Raw genomic sequence first — 18,778 nt, forward strand, 5'->3', positions numbered from 1 at the left:
CATCGTCTCTCTCACGACCGCACGGCCGTGCTCGCGCCGGCCGCTGTGTCGGGTGGCCGGACGGGCCCCGTCCGGCCACCCGCCGCGCGGAGCGCCCGCCGGAGCGCCCGCCGCGCGGGCGGGCCGGCGGGTCAGACGCGCATCGGCTGCGGCGACTCCCGGCGCGCCGGGTCCGGGCCGTCGTACTCGCGGATGATCTCGTAGCGGGTGTTGCGCTCCACCGGGCGGAAGCCCGCGTCCCGGATGAGTTCCAGCAGGTCCTCGCGGGTCAGCTTGTTCGGCGTTCCGAAGTTGTCCGCGTCGTGCGTGATCTTGTACTCGACGACCGAGCCGTCCATGTCGTCGGCGCCGTGCTGGAGCGCGAGCTGCGCGGTCTGCACGCCGTGCATCACCCAGAAGACCTTGACGTGCGGGACGTTGTCGAAGAGCAGGCGGGAGACCGCGAAGGTCTTCAGCGCCTCGGCACCGCTCGCCATGGTCGTGCGGGCCTGGAGGCGGTTGCGGACCTTGCCGTCCTTCATGTCGACGAAGTCGTGCTGGTAGCGCAGCGGGATGAAGACCTGGAAGCCGTTCGTCTCGTCCTGGAGCTCACGCAGCCGCAGCACGTGGTCGACCCGGTGGCGGGGCTCCTCGATGTGGCCGTAGAGCATGGTGCTCGGGGTCTTCAGGCCCTTCTCGTGCGCCAGCCGGTGGATGCGCGACCAGTCCTCCCAGTGGGTGCGGTGGTCGACGATGTGCTGCCGCACCTCCCAGTCGAAGATCTCCGCGCCGCCGCCGGTCAGCGACTCCAGACCGGCGTCGATCAGCTCGTCGAGGATCTCCGAGGCCGACAGGCCGGAGATCGTCTCGAAGTGGTGGATCTCCGTCGCCGTGAACGCCTTCAGCGAGACGTTCGGCAGGGCCGCCTTCAGCTCGCGCAGCGAACGGGGGTAGTAGCGCCACGGCAGGTTCGGGTGCAGGCCGTTGACGATGTGCAGCTCGGTGAGGTTCTCCGACTCCATCGTCCTGGCCAGCTTGACGGCCTCCTCGATGCGCATCGTGTACGCGTCCTTCTCCCCCGGCTTGCGCTGGAAGGAGCAGTAGGCGCAGGACGCGGTGCACACGTTCGTCATGTTGAGGTGACGGTTGACGTTGAAGTGGACGACGTCGCCGTTCTTGCGCGTGCGCACCTCGTGCGCGAGGCCGCCGAGCCACGCCAGGTCGTCCGACTCGTACAGCGCGATGCCGTCCTCGCGGGTCAGCCGCTCGCCGGAGCGGACCTTCTCCTCCAGCTCGCGCTTGAGCCCGACGTCCATGCCCTTACCTCTTTCCTGGAAGACTCCGACCACCGTACGCCTGGCCTACTGGACCTCTTCGGGCAGCTCGCCCACCCGGTTCTCCCACTTCGTGGAGAGCACGATCGTGGTCCGGGTGCGGGAGACGCCCTTGGTGCCGCTGAGCCGCCGGATGATCTTCTCCAGGCCGTCCACGTCCGTGGCGCGGACCTTGAGCATGAAGGAGTCGTCACCGGCGATGAACCAGCAGTCCTCGATCTCCTGCAGGTCCTTCAGCCGCTGCGCCACGTCCTCGTGGTCGGCGGCGTCGGAGAGCGAGATGCCGATCAGGGCGATGACGCCGAGGCCGAGGGAGGCGGCGTCCACCGTGGCGCGGTAGCCGGTGATGACCCCCGCCGCCTCCAGCCGGTTGATGCGGTCGGTGACGCTCGGTCCCGACAGGCCGACGAGGCGCCCCAGCTCCGCGTAGGAGGCCCGGCCGTTCTCCCTCAGGGCCTGGATGAGCTGCCTGTCCACCGCGTCCATGCGATCGAAGCCTTCCGCTGAAGAGATCCGATGAGGATCTGCAGAGTTCCTGAAACTGGTGTTCCTGAAAGTGGTGTTCCCGGGAGTGCCGAGCGCCGCGGGTGCCGGCTGATGCTCAGGCGGGCCGCGCGCCGCCCAGTTCGCCCTCCCAGCGGCGGTAGAGCCGGTGGGGCACGCCCACCGCGTCGAGGACCCGGCCGGCGACGAAGTCCACCAGGTGCTGGATGTGCGTCGCCCCGGCGTAGAAGGCCGGCGAGGCCGGCACGACGGCCGCTCCCGCGTCGTCCAGCGTCACCAGGTGCCGCAGCGTCTGCCCGTTCAGCGGGGTCTCCCGCACGGCCACGGCCAGCGGGCGGCGCTCCTTGAGGGTCACGCTCGCGGTCCGCTGCAGCAGGTCCTTCGACAGCCCGAGCGCCACCCCCGCCACACAGGCCGTGGAGGCGGGCACGATCACCATGCCCTTCGCCGGGTACGACCCCGAGGACGGCCCGGCCGCCAGGTCCCCGGCGCTCCAGTACCGCACGTCCGCGAGGTCCACCTCGAAGGTGCCGGGCTTGCCGTCGGCGCCCATCGACAGCCATTCCCGCAGGTCGGGCCGCCAGTGGGCGTCCCGGAAGGCGATGCCGGTCTCGTCGAGCAGGGTGAGCCGCGAGGCCCGGCTGACCACCAGGTCGACGCTCTCTCCCGCATCGAGGAGCGCGCGCAGCACCGCGGCCGCATACGGCGTACCGGAGGCTCCGGACACCCCCACGATCCAAGGCGTGCGCTGCGTTTCTCCTGCGTTCACATCTTGAGCCTACCGGCGCACCGCCCCACGCTCAGGACCGGCCGGTCCCTCGGGGGCCACCGGGGCACTGAAGGGCGCCGGAGGGGACCGGGGGGCGCCGGAGGGCCCTCACACGCTCAGGCCCCGGACCAGCAGATCCAGCAGGGCGCACGCGAACAGGGCGATGCCGATGAAGCCGTTGACGCTGAAGAAGGCGCGGTTGAGGCGGGACAGGTCGTGGGGGCGCACGATGGTGTGCTCGTAGACGAAGGCGGCGGCGACGATCAGCAGGCCGAACCAGAAGAAGGCGCCCGCGCCGGTGGCGAGCGCGTACCAGACGAACAGGGCCGTGGTCACGGCGTGGCAGCCGCGGGCGCCCCAGATCGCCGCCGGGATGCCGAAGCGGGCCGGGACCGACATCACGCCGATCTCGCGGTCGGTCTCGACGTCCTGGCAGGCGTAGATCAGGTCGAAGCCGCCGATCCAGATGCCGACGGCCAGACCGAGGATCGCCGCGTCCCAGGACCAGGAGCCGGTGACCGCCAGCCAGCCGCCGACCGGGCCCATCGCCTGGGCCAGACCGAGGATGGCCTGCGGGAAGTTCGTGAACCGCTTGCCGTAGGGGTAGACCACCATCGGGATCACCGCGATGGGCGCCAGCGCCAGGCACAGCGGGTTGAGCAGGGCGGCCGCGCCCAGGAAGACGGCCAGGGCGATCAGCGCACCCGTCCAGGCGTGCCGGACCGACATCGCGCCGGTCACCAGCTCGCGGTGGGCGGTGCGCGGATTGCGGGCGTCGATCTCCCGGTCGATGATCCGGTTGACCGCCATCGCGAACGTGCGCAGGCCGACCATGCAGACGGTGACCAGCAGCAGCCGCCCCCAGTGGATGTTCCGGTCCCACTGGTACATGGCGGTCAGCGAGGCGATGTACGCGAAGGGCAGCGCGAACACCGAGTGCTCGATCATGACCAGGCGCAGGAAGGCCTTGGTGCGCCCCGGTTGCGGGATCGCGGCGGAAGCCGAAGTCACAGCCCGTACTCCTTCCAGCGGCGGTCGACCTTCGCCGCCGTCTCGGGGTCGGACAGCACCATCTCCGGCCAGCCCCCGTCCCTCGTGTACCCCTCCTCGGGCAGCTTCCGCGTCGCGTCGATGCCCGCCTTGCCGCCCCAGAACTGCTGGTAGGAGGCATGGTCGAGATGGTCGACGGGGCCTTCGACGACGGTGAGGTCGCGGGAGTAGTCCGTGTTGCCGAGCGCCCGCCAGGCGACCTCGTGCAGGTCGTGCACGTCGCAGTCGGCGTCGACGACCACGATCAGCTTGGTGAGCGACATCATGTGCGCCCCCCAGACGGCGTGCATCACCTTCTGGGCGTGCTTGGGGTACTTCTTGTCGATCGAGACGATCGCGCAGTTGTGGAAGCCGCCCGCCTCGGGGAGGTGGTAGTCCACGATGTCGGGGACGATGATCTTCAGCAGGGGGAGGAAGAAGCGCTCGGTCGCCCGGCCGAGCGGCCCGTCCTCGGTCGGCGGGCGGCCCACGACGATCGACTGGAGCAGGGGCCGCCGGCGCATCGTCACGCAGTCGATGGTCAGGGCCGGGAAGGGCTCCTGCGGGGTGTAGAAGCCCGTGTGGTCGCCGAAGGGCCCCTCGGGGAGCATCTTCCCGGGCTCCAGCCAGCCCTCCAGGACGACCTCGGCGTTGGCCGGCACCTGGAGCGGCACGGTCTTGCAGTCGACCATCTCGATCCGCCGGCCCGCGACGAACCCGGCGAACAGGTACTCGTCGATGTCGCCGGGCAGCGGCGCCGTGGACGCGTAGGTCACGGCCGGCGGGCAGCCGAAGGCGATGGCGACGGGCAGCCTCTCCCCGCGCCGGGCCGCCACCTGGTAGTGGTTGCGGCTGTCCTTGTGGATCTGCCAGTGCATGCCGATGGTGCGCTGGTCGTGACGCTGGAGGCGGTACAGCCCGAGGTTGCGGACCCCGGACTCGGGGTCCTTGGTGTGCGTCAGCCCCAGGTTGAAGAAGGACCCGCCGTCCTGGGGCCAGGTGAACAGCGCCGGCAGCCGGTCGAGGTCCACGTCGTCGCCGTGCAGGACGACCTCGTGCACCGGCGCGTTGTCGGACTTGACCTTCTTCGGCGGCACGTGCGTCATCGCGCCGAGCTTGCCGAACGCCTCGCGCACTCCGACGAACCCGTGCGGCAGTTCGGGCTTCAGCAGGCCGCCGATCCGGTCGGAGATCTCCGCGTACGACTTCAGGCCGAGCGCCTTCAGCAGCCGCCGGTCCGTCCCGAAGACGTTCATGGCGAGCGGCATGCTCGACCCGCGCACGTTCTCGAAGAGCAGCGCGGGACCGCCCGACTTCTGCACCCGGTCGACGATCTCACCGACCTCCAGATACGGGTCGACCTCGGCCTTGATGCGCTTGAGGTCGCCCTCGCGCTCCAGCGCCCTGAGCAGGGAGCGAAGATCGTCGTAAGCCATGCGTCCCAGTATCTGCCACCCGCTACCCTGACCCCGTCACCGGGGCCGCATCACGCCCGTCGCCGTCTGTGGGGGGATCGCACGACCATGTTCAGGTATCTGCCGTTCCTGCTGGTCCTGGCACTGTGGATCTACGCGTTCATCGACTGCCTGAACACCCCCGAGGAGGAGATACGGGGGCTGCCGAAGGTCGGCTGGGTGCTCGTCATCCTGCTCTTCGGCGAGGTGCTGGTCGGCCCGATCGCCTGGCTGGCCGCCGGCAAGGTGCGCCACGCCCCCGCGGGCGGCTCCACCCCCTCCGAGTGGCACCGCAACCACCGCAGCACGTGGGTCGCCCCCGACGACGACCCGGAGTTCCTCAAGTCGCTGAAGGCGGAGAACAGGAAGGACGAGGCCCTCCTCAAGGACTGGGAGGCCGACCTGCGCCGCCGCGAGGAGGAACTGCGCCGCCGCGAGAGCGGCGAGGAGGCCGGGGGCTGAGTTCCCGGCCCCGCCTCGGCCGCCGCGGGCGGTCGTCCCTGTCGGACGCCGTGGCCGATGCCGGTCGCCGTAGTCGGTTCAGTCGCCGTAGTCGATCTCGAAGCGGGTCACGTCCATCTCGTCCAGGATCGACTCCAGGCTGCGGCCCGACGTCTGCGCGTTGCGCTCGACCTCGACCGCCGCGTAGGCGGTGAGGCACATGACGAGGATGCGCAGCCCCTCCATGCCGTACTTCTCCAGGACCTCGTCGGTGACGGCCTGTGCCTCCTGTGGAATGCGTTCCTCCGGGTAGGCCCCGGCCACCCGGCGCAGCAGGCTCATCGAGATCTCGACGATGTCCGGGGCCATCGCCGCGTCGGAGGCGCCGTCCTCGTCCCGGTCCGTGTCCTCGCCGCCGCCCCGGGGTTCGCCCCTGTTCTCGGCCATGGCGCTCTCCTGTCCTCGTGCGTGCCGCTCCTCCCGGACCGTACGCGATCACGCCCGGCAGGGGGCCGCAACCTGCGCGGCACCGGGCGGCACCCGTTGCCCCGTTGCCGCGCCGCCCGCAGAGTGAGGGCATGGACCAGGCACAGGCACGCGCATGGCTCACCACTGCCCTCGCCGAGGCCCGCGCCGGGCTCGCCGAGGGCGGCATCCCGATCGGCGCGGCGCTCTACGGCGCCGACGGCACCCTTCTCGGCCGCGGCCGCAACCGGCGGGTGCAGGACGGCGACCCGTCGGCGCACGCGGAGACGGCCGCGTTCCGGGCGGCGGGACGGCAGCGCTCGTACCGCGGTACGACGATGGTGACCACCCTGTCGCCCTGCTGGTACTGCAGCGGTCTGGTCCGCCAGTTCGGCATCGCGCGGGTCGTGATCGGGGAGGCGGCCACCTTCCGCGGCGGACACGACTGGCTGGCGGAGCACGGGGTGGAGATCGTGCTCCTCGACGACCCCGAGTGCCTCGCGCTGATGCGCGACTTCGTCCGGGAGCACCCCGACGTGTGGCACGAGGACATCGGTGCCGAGCCCCCGGGACGGCACACCTAGAACGTGCCCTGGCCGGCCTCCACCCGCTCGATCAGGTGCTCGAACCGGTCCCGCCAGCGGCGCTCGGACTCGGTCTCGCCCTGGAACTCGTGGGTGAAGCGCAGGACGCAGGCGTCCGCGCCGTCCCGCTCCAGGTGGAAGCGGATGCGGCCGCCCGCCCCCACCGTGTACTCGGCCATCCGGTCCACGTCCCACGCGGTGACCTGCCCGGAGCCGAGGCCGCGCAGGGTGACCGCGCCGCCGAGCCGGGGCTGGAGGACGTCGGCCGGCGTGAACCAGCCCGCGAGGCCGTCCGGGGTGGACAGGGCCGGCCAGACGGTCTCCATCGGCCGGGGCAGCCGCACCAGGAAGTGCAGGATGTGCGTGTTCCCGTGGGTCTGGCTGGTGCCCTGTTCGACGGATCCGGTCATGACACCAGCCTGACCCGAGCCCCTGGCTTTCGCACGCGGTTGCCGGGGGCTCGGTTCAGGCCGGGAGAGTCCTCGCGGCTCAGACGCCCGCGTAAGAGTGCTTGCCGCCGACGAAGAGGTTGACGCCGTAGTAGTTGAACAGCCAGCAGCCGAACGCGATCAGCGCGATGTAGGCGGCCTTGCGGCCCTTCCAGCCGGCCGTGGAGCGGGCGTGCAGGTAGCAGGCGTAGGCGACCCAGGTGATGAAGGCCCAGGTCTCCTTGGGGTCCCAGCCCCAGTAGCGGCCCCAGGCGGACTCCGCCCAGATGGCGCCCGCGATGATCGTGAACGTCCACAGCGGGAAGACGGCCGCGTTGACCCGGTAGGCGAACTTGTCCAGGGACGCCGAGGCGGGCAGCCGCTCCAGGACGGAGGTGGCGAAGGTGCCGGGCTTGCCGCCGGCGACGAGCTTGTTCTCGTAGGAGTCCTTGAACAGGTACAGCAGCGTGGAGACCGCGCCGACGTACAGGACCGCACCGCAGAAGATCGCGGTGGAGACGTGGATGTAGAGCCAGTACGAGTGGAGCGCGGGGACGAGCTGGTCGCTGGCGGTGTAGAGCACCGTGACGGCGAGGCCGAGGTCGAGCAGGACCGTGGTGGTCAGGAAGAGACCGAGCCAGCGCACGTTCTTCCTCAGCGCCAGCAGCGCGACGTAGACGCCGACGGCGACCGTGGAGAAGGTGATGTTGAACTCGTACATGTTGCCCCACGGCGCCCGCTCCACGGAGGCCGCGCGGGCGACGACGCCGCACAACTCGACGAGGAAGGCGAGCACGGTGAGGGACACGGCGATCCGGCCGTACAGGTCGCCCTGCTGGTCGCCGCCGTGCGCGCCGGGCCCGTCGGGGACGTCACGGGCGCCGACGGCGGACCGGACGACGACCTTGGGGCGCTCCAGGACGGCGGTGCCGCCCGCCGACTTCACGGTCACCGCGGGTGCCTGCGCCTGCGCGCCCTCGGTCCCGGCGGTGAGCGCGGCGGCCGTGCGGGCGACCTTGCTGCGGCTGCCGAAGAGCCATTCGGCGATGTACGCGAAGAAGGCCAGGGTGTAGACGGCCATCGCGGAGTAGATCAGCGTGTTGCTGATGTTCGCGAGGTGTTCGTTGGTCGCCGTGGCGAGCTCGGTTGCGGCGGCGAGAGTCACTTCTTCTCAGCCCCTTCGGCAGATACGGAGGTGTCGGCGTCCGGCTCCTGGTCGGGGTCGGCGTCGGTCTGTGTGGGTGCCCGGTCGTGCACGAGAGCGGCCAGGCGGCCGATCTCCTCGGGGAGTTTCGCGGACTCGCTGCGGCCCAGGCCCGCGATCTCCACGACGGTCACGCCGTCGGCGCCCTCGACGGCTCGCACCCAGACGCGGCGGCGCTGGATGAACAGGGAGGCGGCCAGACCGAGGATCGCGGCGACCGAGCCGCCCAGTGCCCAGCCGGTGCCGGGCTGCTGGACGATCTGGAAGCCCGCCCACTCCTTGATGTCCTTGTCGAAGGTGATCGACCCGGCGCCGTTCGGCAGCCGCATGGTCTGGCCGGGCGTCAGGCGGGCCTTGAGGATGTCGCCCTTGGCGTCCTTGAACTGCTTCAGGTTCTTGGTGTTCAGCTGGTAGACGTTCTGCGGGACGCCGGCGTCGACGCCGAGGTCGCCGTGGTAGCCGGTCACCGCGAGCACCGGGCGGTCCAGCGCCGGGAACTGGGAGAACATCGTGCCCTTGCCGGCGCCGGCGAAGGTCGGCACGAAGAAGGCCTCGAAGCCGAGCTGTTCGCTCCTGCCCTGCGCGTTCCGGTATCCGTCGAGGACCTTGATCGCGCCCTGCGAGGTGACGTTGGGGTCCATGGGCAGCAGTGGCACCGCCTGGCGGTAGACCACGGCGCCCTTGCCGTCGCGGACGGTGACGGTGGGGGCGTAGCCGTGGCTGACCAGGTAGACCCGGGCGTCGCCGACCTCCAGCGGGTGGTTGGGCGAGATGGCGCCCGTCCGCTCCTTGCCGTCGGCGCCCACGCTGTAGTCGACGTCCGCCCGGTACACGCGCGGCGTCCCCTTCTGCGGGCCGGTGCGCTCGTACGTGCCGGTGAAGCGGTTCAGGTTGAAGCTGAACGGTACGAGGTTGTCGTCGTCGAAGAGGTTGCCGGACTTGAAGTCGTCGTACTGGGTGAGGGTGTTGGAGAACCCGTCGCCCTCGACCACCAGCTTGTTGCCCTCGGTCTTGTACAGCTGGCCCCAGGCGAAGGCGACCAGCATGACGATGAGCGCGACGTGGAAGAGCAGGTTGCCGGCCTCGCGCAGGTAGCCCTTCTCGGCCGCGACCGCGTCACCAGCGGTGTGGGAGCGGAAGCGGCGCTGCTTGAGCACCTTCAGCGCGGTCTCGCGGACCTCCTGCGGGGAGGCGGAGGTGCGCCAGGCGGCGTAGGCGGGCAGCCGGGTCAGCCGCTTCGGGGCGCCCGGCGGGCGGCTGCGCAGCTGGCCGGTGAACTGCCAGGTGCGCGGCACGATGCAGCCGATGAGCGAGACGAACAGCAGGATGTAGATCGCGGAGAACCACACCGAGCTGTAGACGTGGAACAGGCCGAGGCTGTCGTAGATCGGCCCCAGCGTGGTGTGGGTGGTCCTGAAGTCCTGGACCTTCAGCGCGTCGCTGCCGTCCTGCGGGATCAGCGAGCCGGGGACGGCGCCGAGCGAGAGCAGGAACAGCAGCAGCAGCGCGACCCGCATGGAGGTCAGCTGCCGCCAGAACCAGCGGGCCCAGCCGAGGATCTCCCGTGCGGTCCAGGCGAGCCGGCCGCCGAGGCCGGGGGCGCGGTTGCCGCCGAAGGAGCCGGGGACCGCGGTCTCCTCGGGGGCGGTGGACAGCTGGGAGCCGGCGGCGCCCAGGTCCTCGTCACCGGGGGACCCGGTGGCCGGCGTCTCGTCGGGGTGCGTGGTCTTGCTCATCGATCAGATCCCCACAGTGAAGCCGTCGGACCAGGTCTGCATCTCCTGCACCAGGCGGTCCCAGGCACCGGTCAGCAGCAGCACACCGGTCACGATCATCATCGTGCCGCCGATGCGCATCACCCAGACATAGTGGCGCTTGACCCAGCCGAAGGCGCCGAGTGCCTTGCGGAAGGCGATCGCGGCGAGGACGAACGGCAGGCCGAGGCCGACGCAGTACGCCACGGTGAGCAGGGCCCCGCGGGTCGCGCTCGACTGCTGGGAGGACAGGGCCAGCACGGAGCCGAGGGTCGGGCCGATGCACGGGGTCCAGCCGATCCCGAACAGCGCGCCGAGCAGCGGCGCGCCGACCAGCCCGGCGGTGGGCCGGGTGTGGAAGCGGAACTCGCGTTGGGTCAGCCACGGCATCAGGCCCATGAAGAACACGCCGAGCAGGATCATGAGTACGCCGAGCACGGCGGACAGGGTGTCCCGGTGCTCCTGGAGGGTCTGCCCGAAGTAGCCGAAGAGCGCTCCGCCGGAGACGAAGACGACGGTGAAGCCGAGGACGAAGAGGGCGGCGCCGGTGGCCATCCGGCCGCGCCGGGCCTCCGCCAGGTCGGTGCCGGTGACTCCGGTCACATAGGAGAGGTATCCCGGCACCAGCGGCAGGACGCACGGGGAGAAGAAGGAGACGAGGCCGCCGAGCACGGCCACCGGGAGGGCGAGCAGCAGGGCTCCGTTGAGAACCGTCGCGTTCTGGCCGGGAACCGCGGCGAGCAGGGTCACTCCGGTCACGTCACTTCTCCGCGAGGACCGGGTCGATCATGGTGCGCAGCTTCTCCTCGCTCAGCGGGGACAGTGAGCGGGCGGCGACCTTGCCCTGCCGGTCCAGTACGAGCGTGGAGGGGATGGTCTGCGGGTTGAGCGTGCCCTTCTTGAAGCGGAGCATCAGCCGGCCCGTGGGGTCGTACAGGCTGGGGTAGGTGACGCCCTGCTGCTTCTCGAAGGCGACGGCGGGGGCGGTGCTGGTGTCACGGGTGTTGATGCCGACGAACTGCACGCCCCGGCCCTTGAGGCTCTGGAAGACCTTCTCGAAACCGGGGGCCTCGGCGCGGCACGGCGGGCACCAGGAGCCCCAGACGTTGAGGACGACGACCTTGCCCTTGAAGGAGGCGACGTCGAGCCGCTGCCCGTCGACGGTCTTGCCGGACAGGTCGGGGGCGGCGGTGCGCTTGCCCCGGTCGACGGTGGCGATGCCGTCCTTGCCCATGACGAAGTTGGTGCTGTTCCCGCCTCCGGAGGTGCCTCCGGAGGCGCACGCGGACAGCACCAGTGCGGCGACGGCGGCACCCGTGGCGGTCAGGGCGGCGCGGCGGGTGCGGTTCGACCGTTTCGAGCGCAGGGGGGCGCGGCTGGCGGCACTCATGTGAAAAGTTTCGCATGTCCGTTCCGGGGATCTTGCCCACCCCCCTGGCGGCGGGGAACCCGCACGTCAAGCGTCTTACGTGGTGCCTTTCGGAGTGCCGTTCGACGTGGCCTTCGCGCGCTGCGTGCCGGTGGTGGCGGACGAGGCGCCGGAGGTGGTGCCGACGTCCCCGAGGAAGCCCTTCCAGCCACCCGCCGGCCGCTGCCCGACCTCCAGGGTGCGCAGCTTGGCCAGCACCTCCGGCTTCTGGACGTCCATCCAGTCGACGAACTGCCGGAAGGAGACCATGCGCACGTCCGCACCCTTCTCCTTCTCCCGCGCGATGTGCTTGAAGGCCTCCTCGACGGCGTCCATGTAGATGCCGCCGTTCCAATGCTCGAAGTGGTTGCCTATGAAGAAGGGCGCCCGGTTCGACTCGTACGCCCGCCGGAAGCCCTGGATGTAGGCCTGGGCGGACTGCTGCCGCCATCCCGGGTAGTTGTAGGCCGGGGCCTTGGTGGAGTTCACGGACTGGTTGGCGAGCATGTTGTAGTCCATGGAGAGGACCTCGAACCGGCGTCCGGGAAAAGGTATCTGCTGCAACGGCAGGTCCCATATGCCGCTTTTCTTCTCCGGCCACATCTGCCGGCCGCCGGGCGAGGAGGCGTCGTAGCGCCAGCCGAGCTCGCGGGCGGTGGGCAGCAGGTTGTTCTGGCCGAGCAGGCAGGGGGTGCGGCCGCCGACGAGTTCCTTGTCGTAGTCGAAGGGGAGGGACGGCAGGTCGTGCCAGCCGGTGTGGGTCCTCCACTGCTTCACGAAGGACTTGGCCTGCTCGATCTCGCTGCGCCACTGCTGCGGCGTCCAGTTGCCCACCGTGCCGCGGCCGGAGCAGAAGTGGCCGTTGAAGTGGGTGCCGATCTCGTGGCCCTCGAGCCAGGCGCGGCGGACGTTCGCCAGCGTCGACTTGATGTGCTCGTCGCTCAGGTAGCCGATGTCGGAGGCGCCGCGCGGGTTGTTCGGCGGGTCGTAGAGACGCTTCTTCGACTCCGGCAGCAGGTACAGCCCGGAGAGGAAGAAGGTCATGTGGGCGCCGTGCTCCTTGGCGAGGTCCAGGAAGCGCGGGAACAGGCCGTTGCCGACCTCGCCGGCCCCGTCCCAGGAGAAGATGACGAACTGGGGCGGGGTCTGGCCCGGCTCCAGGGGCACCGGCCGCGCGGGCTGGTACGGCTGCTTGCCGGTGAACGAGGTCGAGCCGTCACCGAGGGGACGGGCTGGATGCTCCGTACCGCGTGAACGCCCGCCTCCGGAACCGCCGGCGTGGTCCGTGCCGTCCGAAGACTTGAGGGTGCCGCAGCCCGCGAGCCCGACGGCGGCCGCGGTGCCCGCGCCGAGGCCGAGCATTCCCCTCCGGCTGAAGGTGCGCATGAAAGATCCCCGATCCGTCACGTCCTCTGGTGGTCACCCACTGAGAGGCAGCGACGAACCGGGGGGTTCCTCACTTCATTACATATTTTGTAATAAATGTAAGAAAACTGTCAGGCGGTAAGGAAACCGTCAGGCGCCGAACGCCTTGCCCTGACCCTTCACCGGCTTGGCGCCCGCGAGGAGATGAGCCGGCACCAGATCGCGGGCCGGCTCGGTGTAGCCGACGGAGACGATCCGGTCGCCCCGGTACGTGAACGTCGTCAGCGACGCGAGCGTGCACTGCCGCCTGCGCGGGTCGTGCCACAGCCGCCGCCGCTCGACGTAGGAGCGGACGATCCAGATCGGCAACTGGTGGCTGACCAGCACCGCTTCGTGGCCGCGCGCCTGGTCGCGGGCCGCGTCCAGCGCGCCCATCATGCGCACCACCTGGTCGACGTAGGGCTCGCCCCACGACGGCTTGAGCGGGTTGACCAGGTGCTTCCAGTTGCCCGGCTTGCGCAGCGCTCCGTCGCCGACGCCGAAGGTCTTGCCCTGGAAGACGTTCTCGGCCTCGATCAGCCGCTCGTCGGTCGCCAGGTCCAGCCCGTGCGCCTTGGCGATCGGCGCCGCCGTCTCCTGCGCCCGCTCCAGCGGGGAGGCGACGACATGGGTGACGTCGCGGGAGGCGAGGTGCTCGGCGACCCGTTCGGCCATCTGCCGGCCCAGCTCCGAGAGGTGGTAGCCCGGCAGCCGTCCGTAGAGGATGCCGTCCGGGTTCTCGACCTCGCCGTGCCGCATGAGGTGCACGACGGTGATGTCCGTGTCGCCCTTCGTCCCGCTCGTGCCCCGGGTCTCGCTCATGTCCTGCGTCTCGCTCATGCCGTGGCCTCCGCCGCCGCCCGGGCCGCCGCCGGAAGGGCGTCGGCGATCCGCTGGAGAGCCCGGTCGTCGTGCGCCGTGGAGACGAACCAGGACTCGAAGGAGGACGGCGGCAGGTACACGCCGTTCGCCAGCATCGCGTGGAAGAACGCGGTGAAGCGGTACGACTCCTGCGCCTTGGCGTCCTCGTAGGAGCGGACCGGACGGTCGGTGAAGAACACCGAGAACATGTTGGAGGCGTTCTGCAGGGTGTGCGCGACGCCTTCCTTGCTCAGCGCCTCGGAGACGAGCGCCTGGATCTGCCGCGAGACGTCGTCGATCCTGGTGTAGGCGGCGTCGTCCAGCAGACGCAGCTGCGCGAGTCCGGCGGCCGTGGCCACCGGGTTCCCGGACAGGGTGCCGGCCTGGTAGACGGGGCCGGCCGGGGCGAGGTGCGCCATGACGTCGGCGCGGCCGCCGAAGGCCGCGGCCGGGAAGCCGCCGCCCATCACCTTGCCGAAGGTCATCAGGTCGGGCCGGACTCCGTCGACGCCGTACCAGCCGGCGCGGCTGGTGCGGAAGCCGGTCATCACCTCGTCGGAGATGTAGAGGGCGCCGTGGTGCGCGCAGGCGTCCTTGAGCCCCTGGTTGAAGCCGGGCAGCGGCGGCACCACGCCCATGTTGCCGGGCGAGGCCTCGGTGATCACGCAGGCGATCTCGCCGGGGTGCGCGGCGAAGGCGGCGTGCACCGCGTCGAGGTCGTTGTACGGCAGGACGATCGTGTCGCCGGCCTGGGCGCCGGTGACGCCCGGGGTGTCGGGCAGCGCGAAGGTGGCCAGGCCGGAGCCGGCGGCGGCGAGCAGCGCGTCGACGTGCCCGTGGTAGCAGCCGGCGAACTTGATCACCTTGGTGCGGCCCGTGAAGCCGCGGGCCAGCCGGATCGCCGACATGGTGGCCTCGGTGCCGCTGGAGACGAGCCGGACCTGCTCCAGGGGCGCGACCCGGCCGACCATCTCCTCGGCGAGCGCGACCTCGCCCTCACCGGGCGTGCCGAAGGACGTGCCGTGCGCGACCGCCTCCTGCACGGCGGCGATCACCTCGGGGCGCGCGTGCCCGAGGATCATGGGCCCCCAGGAGCACACCAGGTCGACGTACTCCCGCCCGTCGGCGTCGGTCAGGTACGCGCCGCTGCCGGACACCATGAACCGGGGCGTGCCGCCCACGGCGCGGAAGGCACGCACCGGCGAGTTCACGCCGCCGGGCGTGACGGCCGCCGCACGGTCGAACAGCGCCTGCGAGACGGGGGCTTCGTATGGATATGGCAGTTCGCTCATGACCTGCGACTTCTCCGACTTCTCGGAATCCGGTGGGAAGTGACCTCCTCAGGGTAGGCCAGCGGGCCGGACGGGCCGGGGGCGGTGAGGGGGCCGGCCCGATCTCCGCACCGGACACACAGGCAACCCGCGGTTTTCCTCGCCGCCCATCTGCGAAACTGGTCTTCGCGTACGTATGAACATGGCGAAAGCACATGTCGAGGGCCGCGAAGATCCCCGGGGACTGATGTTTCACCGCACGTTTCGGCGGGCGGGCGTGGGGGAGGTCACTGACACGATGATCGGGTTGCGCGGCGGGGGCCACGCGTCCTAGAAAAGCACTCGGGTGGAGATATGCATCGCGGTGGCGGACTGGGCGAGGGGACTGACGGCCTGGGTCCTCGACGTGCCCGGCGGGGAAGGCACCGACGCGAGGTGGAGGAAGCCACCGAAGCGCGGCAGGCGCACGGTGTACCGAGTGAGCCCGAGCGGACGGACCGGCGCGTGGAGCGCGGGATCGACCGGCTCCGGGCCGGGAGCAGGAATGGTGGTCGGGTGGGGGTGACGTACAAGTACTTCGGCGCGCCCGACGGCGCGACCGCGGCCCGCGTCCCGATCTCGATGCGCCCCGAGGAACTCGGCGGCGACGAGCTCGGCATGAACGGCATGTTCACCAAGATCAAGCCGGAGACGATGGCCGCGATGGTGCTGACCGGCATCGAAGGGGTCCCGCTGCACAAGGTGCCGCCCCTGGAGCTGGTGGTCCTGCACCCCGACTACGCGGTCGTGAAGCTCCCCATGACCGTCGTCGACCCCCTGCGCGACATCGGCGAGGAAGCGGTCGGCGCCGCCGCCTTCATCTGGTCCACGGTCCCGGACCGCGGCGGCCCCCGGGACGCCTTCAACGTGTACCAGCTGCTGCACGAGTGGCAGGACTTCAGCCACCGGCTGCACGAGGCGGGGCATCAGCCGTACTGCCTGGTGTGGCCCTGAGCCGGGGTTTCGGTGGTTGCGGGCGGGGCCTTCGGGCCTCGCCCTTTTCAGTGCTCCTCCTTCTCCAGCCGGGCGGATCGGCGCTCCCGAACCTGGGCGTACGTCATCAGCGCGAACAGGACGGCGAGGAGGACGGCGGACGACCCCGCGGTGCCCAGATCCAGGCCGCCCTTGGCGACCGGCTTCGTGAGGAAGTCGCCCGCTGTGGCGCCCAGCGGACGGGTGAGGACGAAGGCGATCCAGAACAGCAGGACGTTCGGCACCACGGGCACCTTCATGAGCGCCACGAGCACGGCGAGCAACCCGGTCACGAGCAGCGCACCACCGGCGTAGCCGAGGCCGGAGCTGTCGGAGAGGAAGTCGCCCATGGAGGTGCCGAGGGTGTTCGACACGAGGATCGCCGACCAGAACAGGGCCTCACCCCTGAAGGTGACGATGTCGCGGATCTGGAACGTCATCCCGCTCAGCTTCCAGGCGAGGAAGATCGCCAGGAGGATCGAGATCAGGATGGCCGCCCCGGCGGGATAGCCCAGGCCGAGGCCCTGCGGACCCCAGCCCAGCTTGGTCGCGCCGTTCGAGAGGTACTCCGCGCTGGCGTCGCGGTTCATGAAGTCGGACATCGTGGTCCCGGCCATGCTGGTCGACAGGATCACGGTCCAGTAGAAGAACGGGTTGTAGCGGCTGGACCGCAGCTGTACCACCAGCGTCACCACGAAGATCAGGAACAGCGCGATCGTCGTGAGGAAGTAGCCCAGCCCCAGGGTCTGCGCGAAGAGGTCGCCCGCCGTCTCGCCCAGGGTGGTCGCGGCGATCTTCATGATCCAGAACGCCAGAGTGACCTCGGGCAGCTTCTTCATCACCGACCTGGCCGTACGCGACGTGCTCGCCACGTCGAGGTCGGTGAGGACCTCCGGTCTCTCCAATTCGGCTCTCCTGTCCGGTCGACGACAGGGCGCTCGCCCCAGGAAGCGGGACGAGCGCCCTGTGAGATGAGCCGGCCGCCGAGCGGCCGTGATCTCCGACCGTGACACAAAGGGCCCGAACTCATCCTGAACGCGCGCCGTGTGGCAGGTCAGGCCGCGTGTCGGGCGGCAGGCGGACATCGGTCCTGCCTCAGGAACGGCCCGGCCCGGATCGGATGATCGCGGGCCGGACCGGCTTGGTTCGGACGATCCGCCGGTCAGTCGAACGCGGCGGCGAACATGCCGGGCTCGTAGGAGCCGCCCCGCTGGTGCACGATCACGGCGAGCCGGTTCGCCGCGTTGATCAGGGCGACCAGGCAGACCAGCCCGGCGATCTCGTCGTCGCCGTAGTGCTTGCGCACCTGGGCCCAGGTCTCGTCGGACACGCCCTGGTGGGCGTCGGCGAGCCGGGTGCCCTCCTCGGCGAGCGCCAGCGCGGCCCGCTCGGCCTCGGTGAACACGGTGGACTCGCGCCAGGCGGCGACCAGGTGGAGCCGGACCGCGCTCTCACCGGCGGCCGCGGCCTCCTTCGTGTGCATGTCGATGCACCAGCCGCAGCCGTTGATCTGGCTGGCGCGCAGCGACACCAGCTCCCGCGTGGACTTCGGCAGCGGCGACTGGTCGATCACCAGGCCGGTGTTGGCGAACCTCTTGGCGAACTTGGCGGCGATCTCGTTGTCGAACAGGTTGAAGCGGGTTTCCATGACCTCGTCGTCCTCACTCGTGATGTCGCAACTCGTGGTGTCGCAACTCGTGGTGTCGCACCGGACGACCACGAGATGCCGGCCGCCCGCTCCGCGTGACAGGACGTGCCGTGTGACGTGCGCCACCGCGCACGGGTGTCACAAGACCGCGGTGACAGGCGTCTTGTGCGCGTGGTGACGTCGGGAGCGGACAGGCGGGAGCAGCGGTGATGAGCGAGCACGGCAAGGGCGCGCAGGACACGGAGGGCACGGCCGGGCGGCTCGCCGCCGGCGGACGCACGGACCCCGCCACCGAGGCGTTCGTCGCCCACCGCAACCTGCTGTTCACCGTCGCCTACGAGATGCTCGGCTCGGCCGCAGACGCGGAGGACGTCCTGCAGGAGACCTGGCTGCGCTGGGCGGGTGTCGATCTCGGCACGGTGCGGAACGAGCGCGCGTACCTGGTCCGGATCACCACGCGCCAGGCGCTGACCCGGCTGCGCACGCTCGGCCGCCGCAAGGAGTCCTACGTGGGCACCTGGCTGCCCGAGCCCTTGCTGACCTCCCCGGACGTGGCCGAGGACGTCGAACTGGCCGACAGCGTCTCGATGGCCATGCTGCTGGTGCTGGAGACGCTCACGCCCACCGAGCGGGCGGTGTTCGTGCTGCGCGAGGTGTTCGACGTGGAGTACGACGAGATCGCCGAAGCCGTCGGCAAGAGCCCGGCCGCGGTCCGCCAGATCGCGCACCGGGCCCGGGCCCACGTCGCGGCGCGCCGGCCGCGCGGGGTCGCCTCCCCGGCCGAGACCCGGGACGCGCTGCACGCGTTCCAGCAGGCCGTCGAGACGGGCGATCTGCAGGGCTTCCTCGACATCCTCGCCCCGGACGTCGTCCTCCTCGGTGACGGCGGCGGAGTCCGGCAGGCCGTCCTGCGGCCCGTGGTGGGGGCCGACAAGGTGGGCCGCCTGCTGGCCGCCGGGCTGGGCCGGATCACCGCGGCGTCGCTGCGGCCGGCCCAGGTCAACGCCTGCCCGGCGCTGGTGCTCCGGATCGACGGCGCGGTCGACACGGTCGTGGCGGTGCGCATCGACGACGGCCTCGTCAGCGGGCTCTACGCGGTACGCAACCCCGAGAAGCTGGCGCACATGGGGCGGGAGACCACCCTGCGCCGCTGAGCCCGCTCGCCCTGCCCGGCCCGCCCACCCGCGCCTCCCGGTCCCGCCGCCAGTACGCCAGTACGGCCGCGGCGGA

The 18,778-nt window shown here is 70.7% G+C and carries 20 protein-coding genes; 4 read left to right on the forward strand and 16 right to left on the reverse strand.

Annotated features, from left to right (window positions below; all coding sequences use genetic code 11):
• Positions 1-131: 131 nt before the first annotated feature.
• The 5 genes from mqnE to ACIQ9G_RS14320 all read right to left on the reverse strand — a co-directional run bounded on the left by mqnE (position 132) and on the right by ACIQ9G_RS14320 (position 5,051).
• Positions 132-1,295 carry an aminofutalosine synthase MqnE gene (gene mqnE / locus ACIQ9G_RS14300; RefSeq protein WP_392190598.1) on the reverse strand — a complete coding sequence of 388 codons (1,164 nt, stop codon included), beginning with the start codon at positions 1,293-1,295 and terminating at the stop codon, positions 132-134.
• A 45-nt stretch (positions 1,296-1,340) separates the two neighbouring features.
• Complete coding sequence (locus ACIQ9G_RS14305; RefSeq protein ID WP_356187536.1) at positions 1,341-1,799, reverse strand: Lrp/AsnC family transcriptional regulator; 459 nt, start codon at positions 1,797-1,799, stop codon at positions 1,341-1,343.
• Positions 1,800-1,914: 115 nt separating this feature from the next.
• On the reverse strand, positions 1,915-2,586 hold the full coding sequence (locus tag ACIQ9G_RS14310; protein WP_403608722.1) for a UbiX family flavin prenyltransferase: 672 nt from the start codon (positions 2,584-2,586) through the stop codon (positions 1,915-1,917).
• A gap of 108 nt (positions 2,587-2,694) precedes the next feature.
• Positions 2,695-3,597, reverse strand: coding sequence for a menaquinone biosynthesis prenyltransferase MqnP (gene mqnP / locus ACIQ9G_RS14315; RefSeq protein ID WP_403608723.1), 903 nt, complete (start codon positions 3,595-3,597; stop codon positions 2,695-2,697).
• Entirely contained in the window at positions 3,594-5,051 is a 1,458-nt protein-coding gene (locus tag ACIQ9G_RS14320) for a menaquinone biosynthesis decarboxylase (RefSeq protein ID WP_403608724.1), read from the reverse strand. The genes mqnP and ACIQ9G_RS14320 overlap by 4 nt, the downstream gene beginning before the upstream one ends.
• A gap of 87 nt (positions 5,052-5,138) precedes the next feature.
• Here ACIQ9G_RS14320 and ACIQ9G_RS14325 point away from each other — a divergent pair, with 87 nt between their 5' ends.
• Positions 5,139-5,531: a PLD nuclease N-terminal domain-containing protein gene (locus tag ACIQ9G_RS14325; RefSeq protein WP_392190594.1), complete on the forward strand. Its 393-nt coding sequence runs from the start codon at positions 5,139-5,141 to the stop codon at positions 5,529-5,531.
• 78 nt (positions 5,532-5,609) lie between these two features.
• Here the strand turns inward: ACIQ9G_RS14325 and ACIQ9G_RS14330 are convergent, their stop codons facing one another.
• Positions 5,610-5,957 carry a hypothetical protein gene (locus ACIQ9G_RS14330; protein ID WP_403608725.1) on the reverse strand — a complete coding sequence of 116 codons (348 nt, stop codon included), beginning with the start codon at positions 5,955-5,957 and terminating at the stop codon, positions 5,610-5,612.
• Between the two features lie 131 nt (positions 5,958-6,088).
• On the opposite strand from ACIQ9G_RS14330, the gene ACIQ9G_RS14335 reads away from it, so the two are divergent.
• Complete coding sequence (locus ACIQ9G_RS14335) at positions 6,089-6,559, forward strand: nucleoside deaminase (RefSeq protein ID WP_403608726.1); 471 nt, start codon at positions 6,089-6,091, stop codon at positions 6,557-6,559.
• Here the strand turns inward: ACIQ9G_RS14335 and ACIQ9G_RS14340 are convergent.
• The 8 genes from ACIQ9G_RS14340 to hemL all read right to left on the reverse strand — a co-directional run bounded on the left by ACIQ9G_RS14340 (position 6,556) and on the right by hemL (position 14,910).
• On the reverse strand, positions 6,556-6,969 hold the full coding sequence (locus ACIQ9G_RS14340) for an SRPBCC domain-containing protein (protein WP_403608727.1): 414 nt from the start codon (positions 6,967-6,969) through the stop codon (positions 6,556-6,558). The genes ACIQ9G_RS14335 and ACIQ9G_RS14340 overlap by 4 nt on opposite strands.
• A 79-nt stretch (positions 6,970-7,048) precedes the next feature.
• Entirely contained in the window at positions 7,049-8,152 is a 1,104-nt protein-coding gene (gene ccsB / locus ACIQ9G_RS14345; RefSeq protein ID WP_403608728.1) for a c-type cytochrome biogenesis protein CcsB, read from the reverse strand.
• Positions 8,149-9,927, reverse strand: a complete 1,779-nt coding sequence (locus tag ACIQ9G_RS14350; protein WP_403608729.1) for a cytochrome c biogenesis protein ResB — start codon at positions 9,925-9,927, stop codon at positions 8,149-8,151. The genes ccsB and ACIQ9G_RS14350 overlap by 4 nt, the downstream gene beginning before the upstream one ends.
• Before the next feature lie 3 nt (positions 9,928-9,930).
• Positions 9,931-10,704 (reverse strand): cytochrome c biogenesis CcdA family protein, encoded by a 774-nt coding sequence (locus ACIQ9G_RS14355; RefSeq protein WP_403608730.1) that lies wholly within the window; start codon positions 10,702-10,704, stop codon positions 9,931-9,933.
• Position 10,705: 1 nt separating this feature from the next.
• Complete coding sequence (locus ACIQ9G_RS14360; protein ID WP_403608731.1) at positions 10,706-11,335, reverse strand: TlpA family protein disulfide reductase; 630 nt, start codon at positions 11,333-11,335, stop codon at positions 10,706-10,708.
• Positions 11,336-11,410: 75 nt separating this feature from the next.
• Positions 11,411-12,739, reverse strand: a complete 1,329-nt coding sequence (locus tag ACIQ9G_RS14365; RefSeq protein ID WP_403608732.1) for a hypothetical protein — start codon at positions 12,737-12,739, stop codon at positions 11,411-11,413.
• A 129-nt stretch (positions 12,740-12,868) separates the two neighbouring features.
• Positions 12,869-13,597 carry a histidine phosphatase family protein gene (locus ACIQ9G_RS14370; protein ID WP_403608733.1) on the reverse strand — a complete coding sequence of 243 codons (729 nt, stop codon included), beginning with the start codon at positions 13,595-13,597 and terminating at the stop codon, positions 12,869-12,871.
• A complete protein-coding gene (gene hemL, locus ACIQ9G_RS14375) occupies positions 13,594-14,910 on the reverse strand; it encodes a glutamate-1-semialdehyde 2,1-aminomutase (RefSeq protein ID WP_403608734.1) in 1,317 nt (438 codons plus the stop codon). The genes ACIQ9G_RS14370 and hemL overlap by 4 nt, the downstream gene beginning before the upstream one ends.
• A 333-nt stretch (positions 14,911-15,243) precedes the next feature.
• Here hemL and ACIQ9G_RS14380 point away from each other — a divergent pair, with 333 nt between their 5' ends.
• Complete coding sequence (locus ACIQ9G_RS14380) at positions 15,244-15,882, forward strand: hypothetical protein (RefSeq protein ID WP_403608735.1); 639 nt, start codon at positions 15,244-15,246, stop codon at positions 15,880-15,882.
• Positions 15,883-15,929: 47 nt separating this feature from the next.
• Here ACIQ9G_RS14380 and ACIQ9G_RS14385 read toward each other — a convergent pair whose 3' ends face one another.
• Both ACIQ9G_RS14385 and ACIQ9G_RS14390 read right to left on the reverse strand, forming a co-directional pair.
• Positions 15,930-16,805: a hypothetical protein gene (locus tag ACIQ9G_RS14385; RefSeq protein ID WP_403608736.1), complete on the reverse strand. Its 876-nt coding sequence runs from the start codon at positions 16,803-16,805 to the stop codon at positions 15,930-15,932.
• Positions 16,806-17,062: 257 nt separating this feature from the next.
• Positions 17,063-17,548, reverse strand: a complete 486-nt coding sequence (locus tag ACIQ9G_RS14390) for a carboxymuconolactone decarboxylase family protein (RefSeq protein ID WP_403608841.1) — start codon at positions 17,546-17,548, stop codon at positions 17,063-17,065.
• 209 nt (positions 17,549-17,757) lie between these two features.
• Here ACIQ9G_RS14390 and ACIQ9G_RS14395 point away from each other — a divergent pair, with 209 nt between their 5' ends.
• A complete protein-coding gene (locus ACIQ9G_RS14395; protein ID WP_403608737.1) occupies positions 17,758-18,702 on the forward strand; it encodes an RNA polymerase sigma-70 factor in 945 nt (314 codons plus the stop codon).
• Positions 18,703-18,778 lie beyond the last annotated feature (76 nt).

The sequence above is a fragment of the Streptomyces sp. NPDC096152 genome, assembly GCF_044763235.1.
GTDB lineage: Bacteria > Actinomycetota > Actinomycetes > Streptomycetales > Streptomycetaceae > Streptomyces.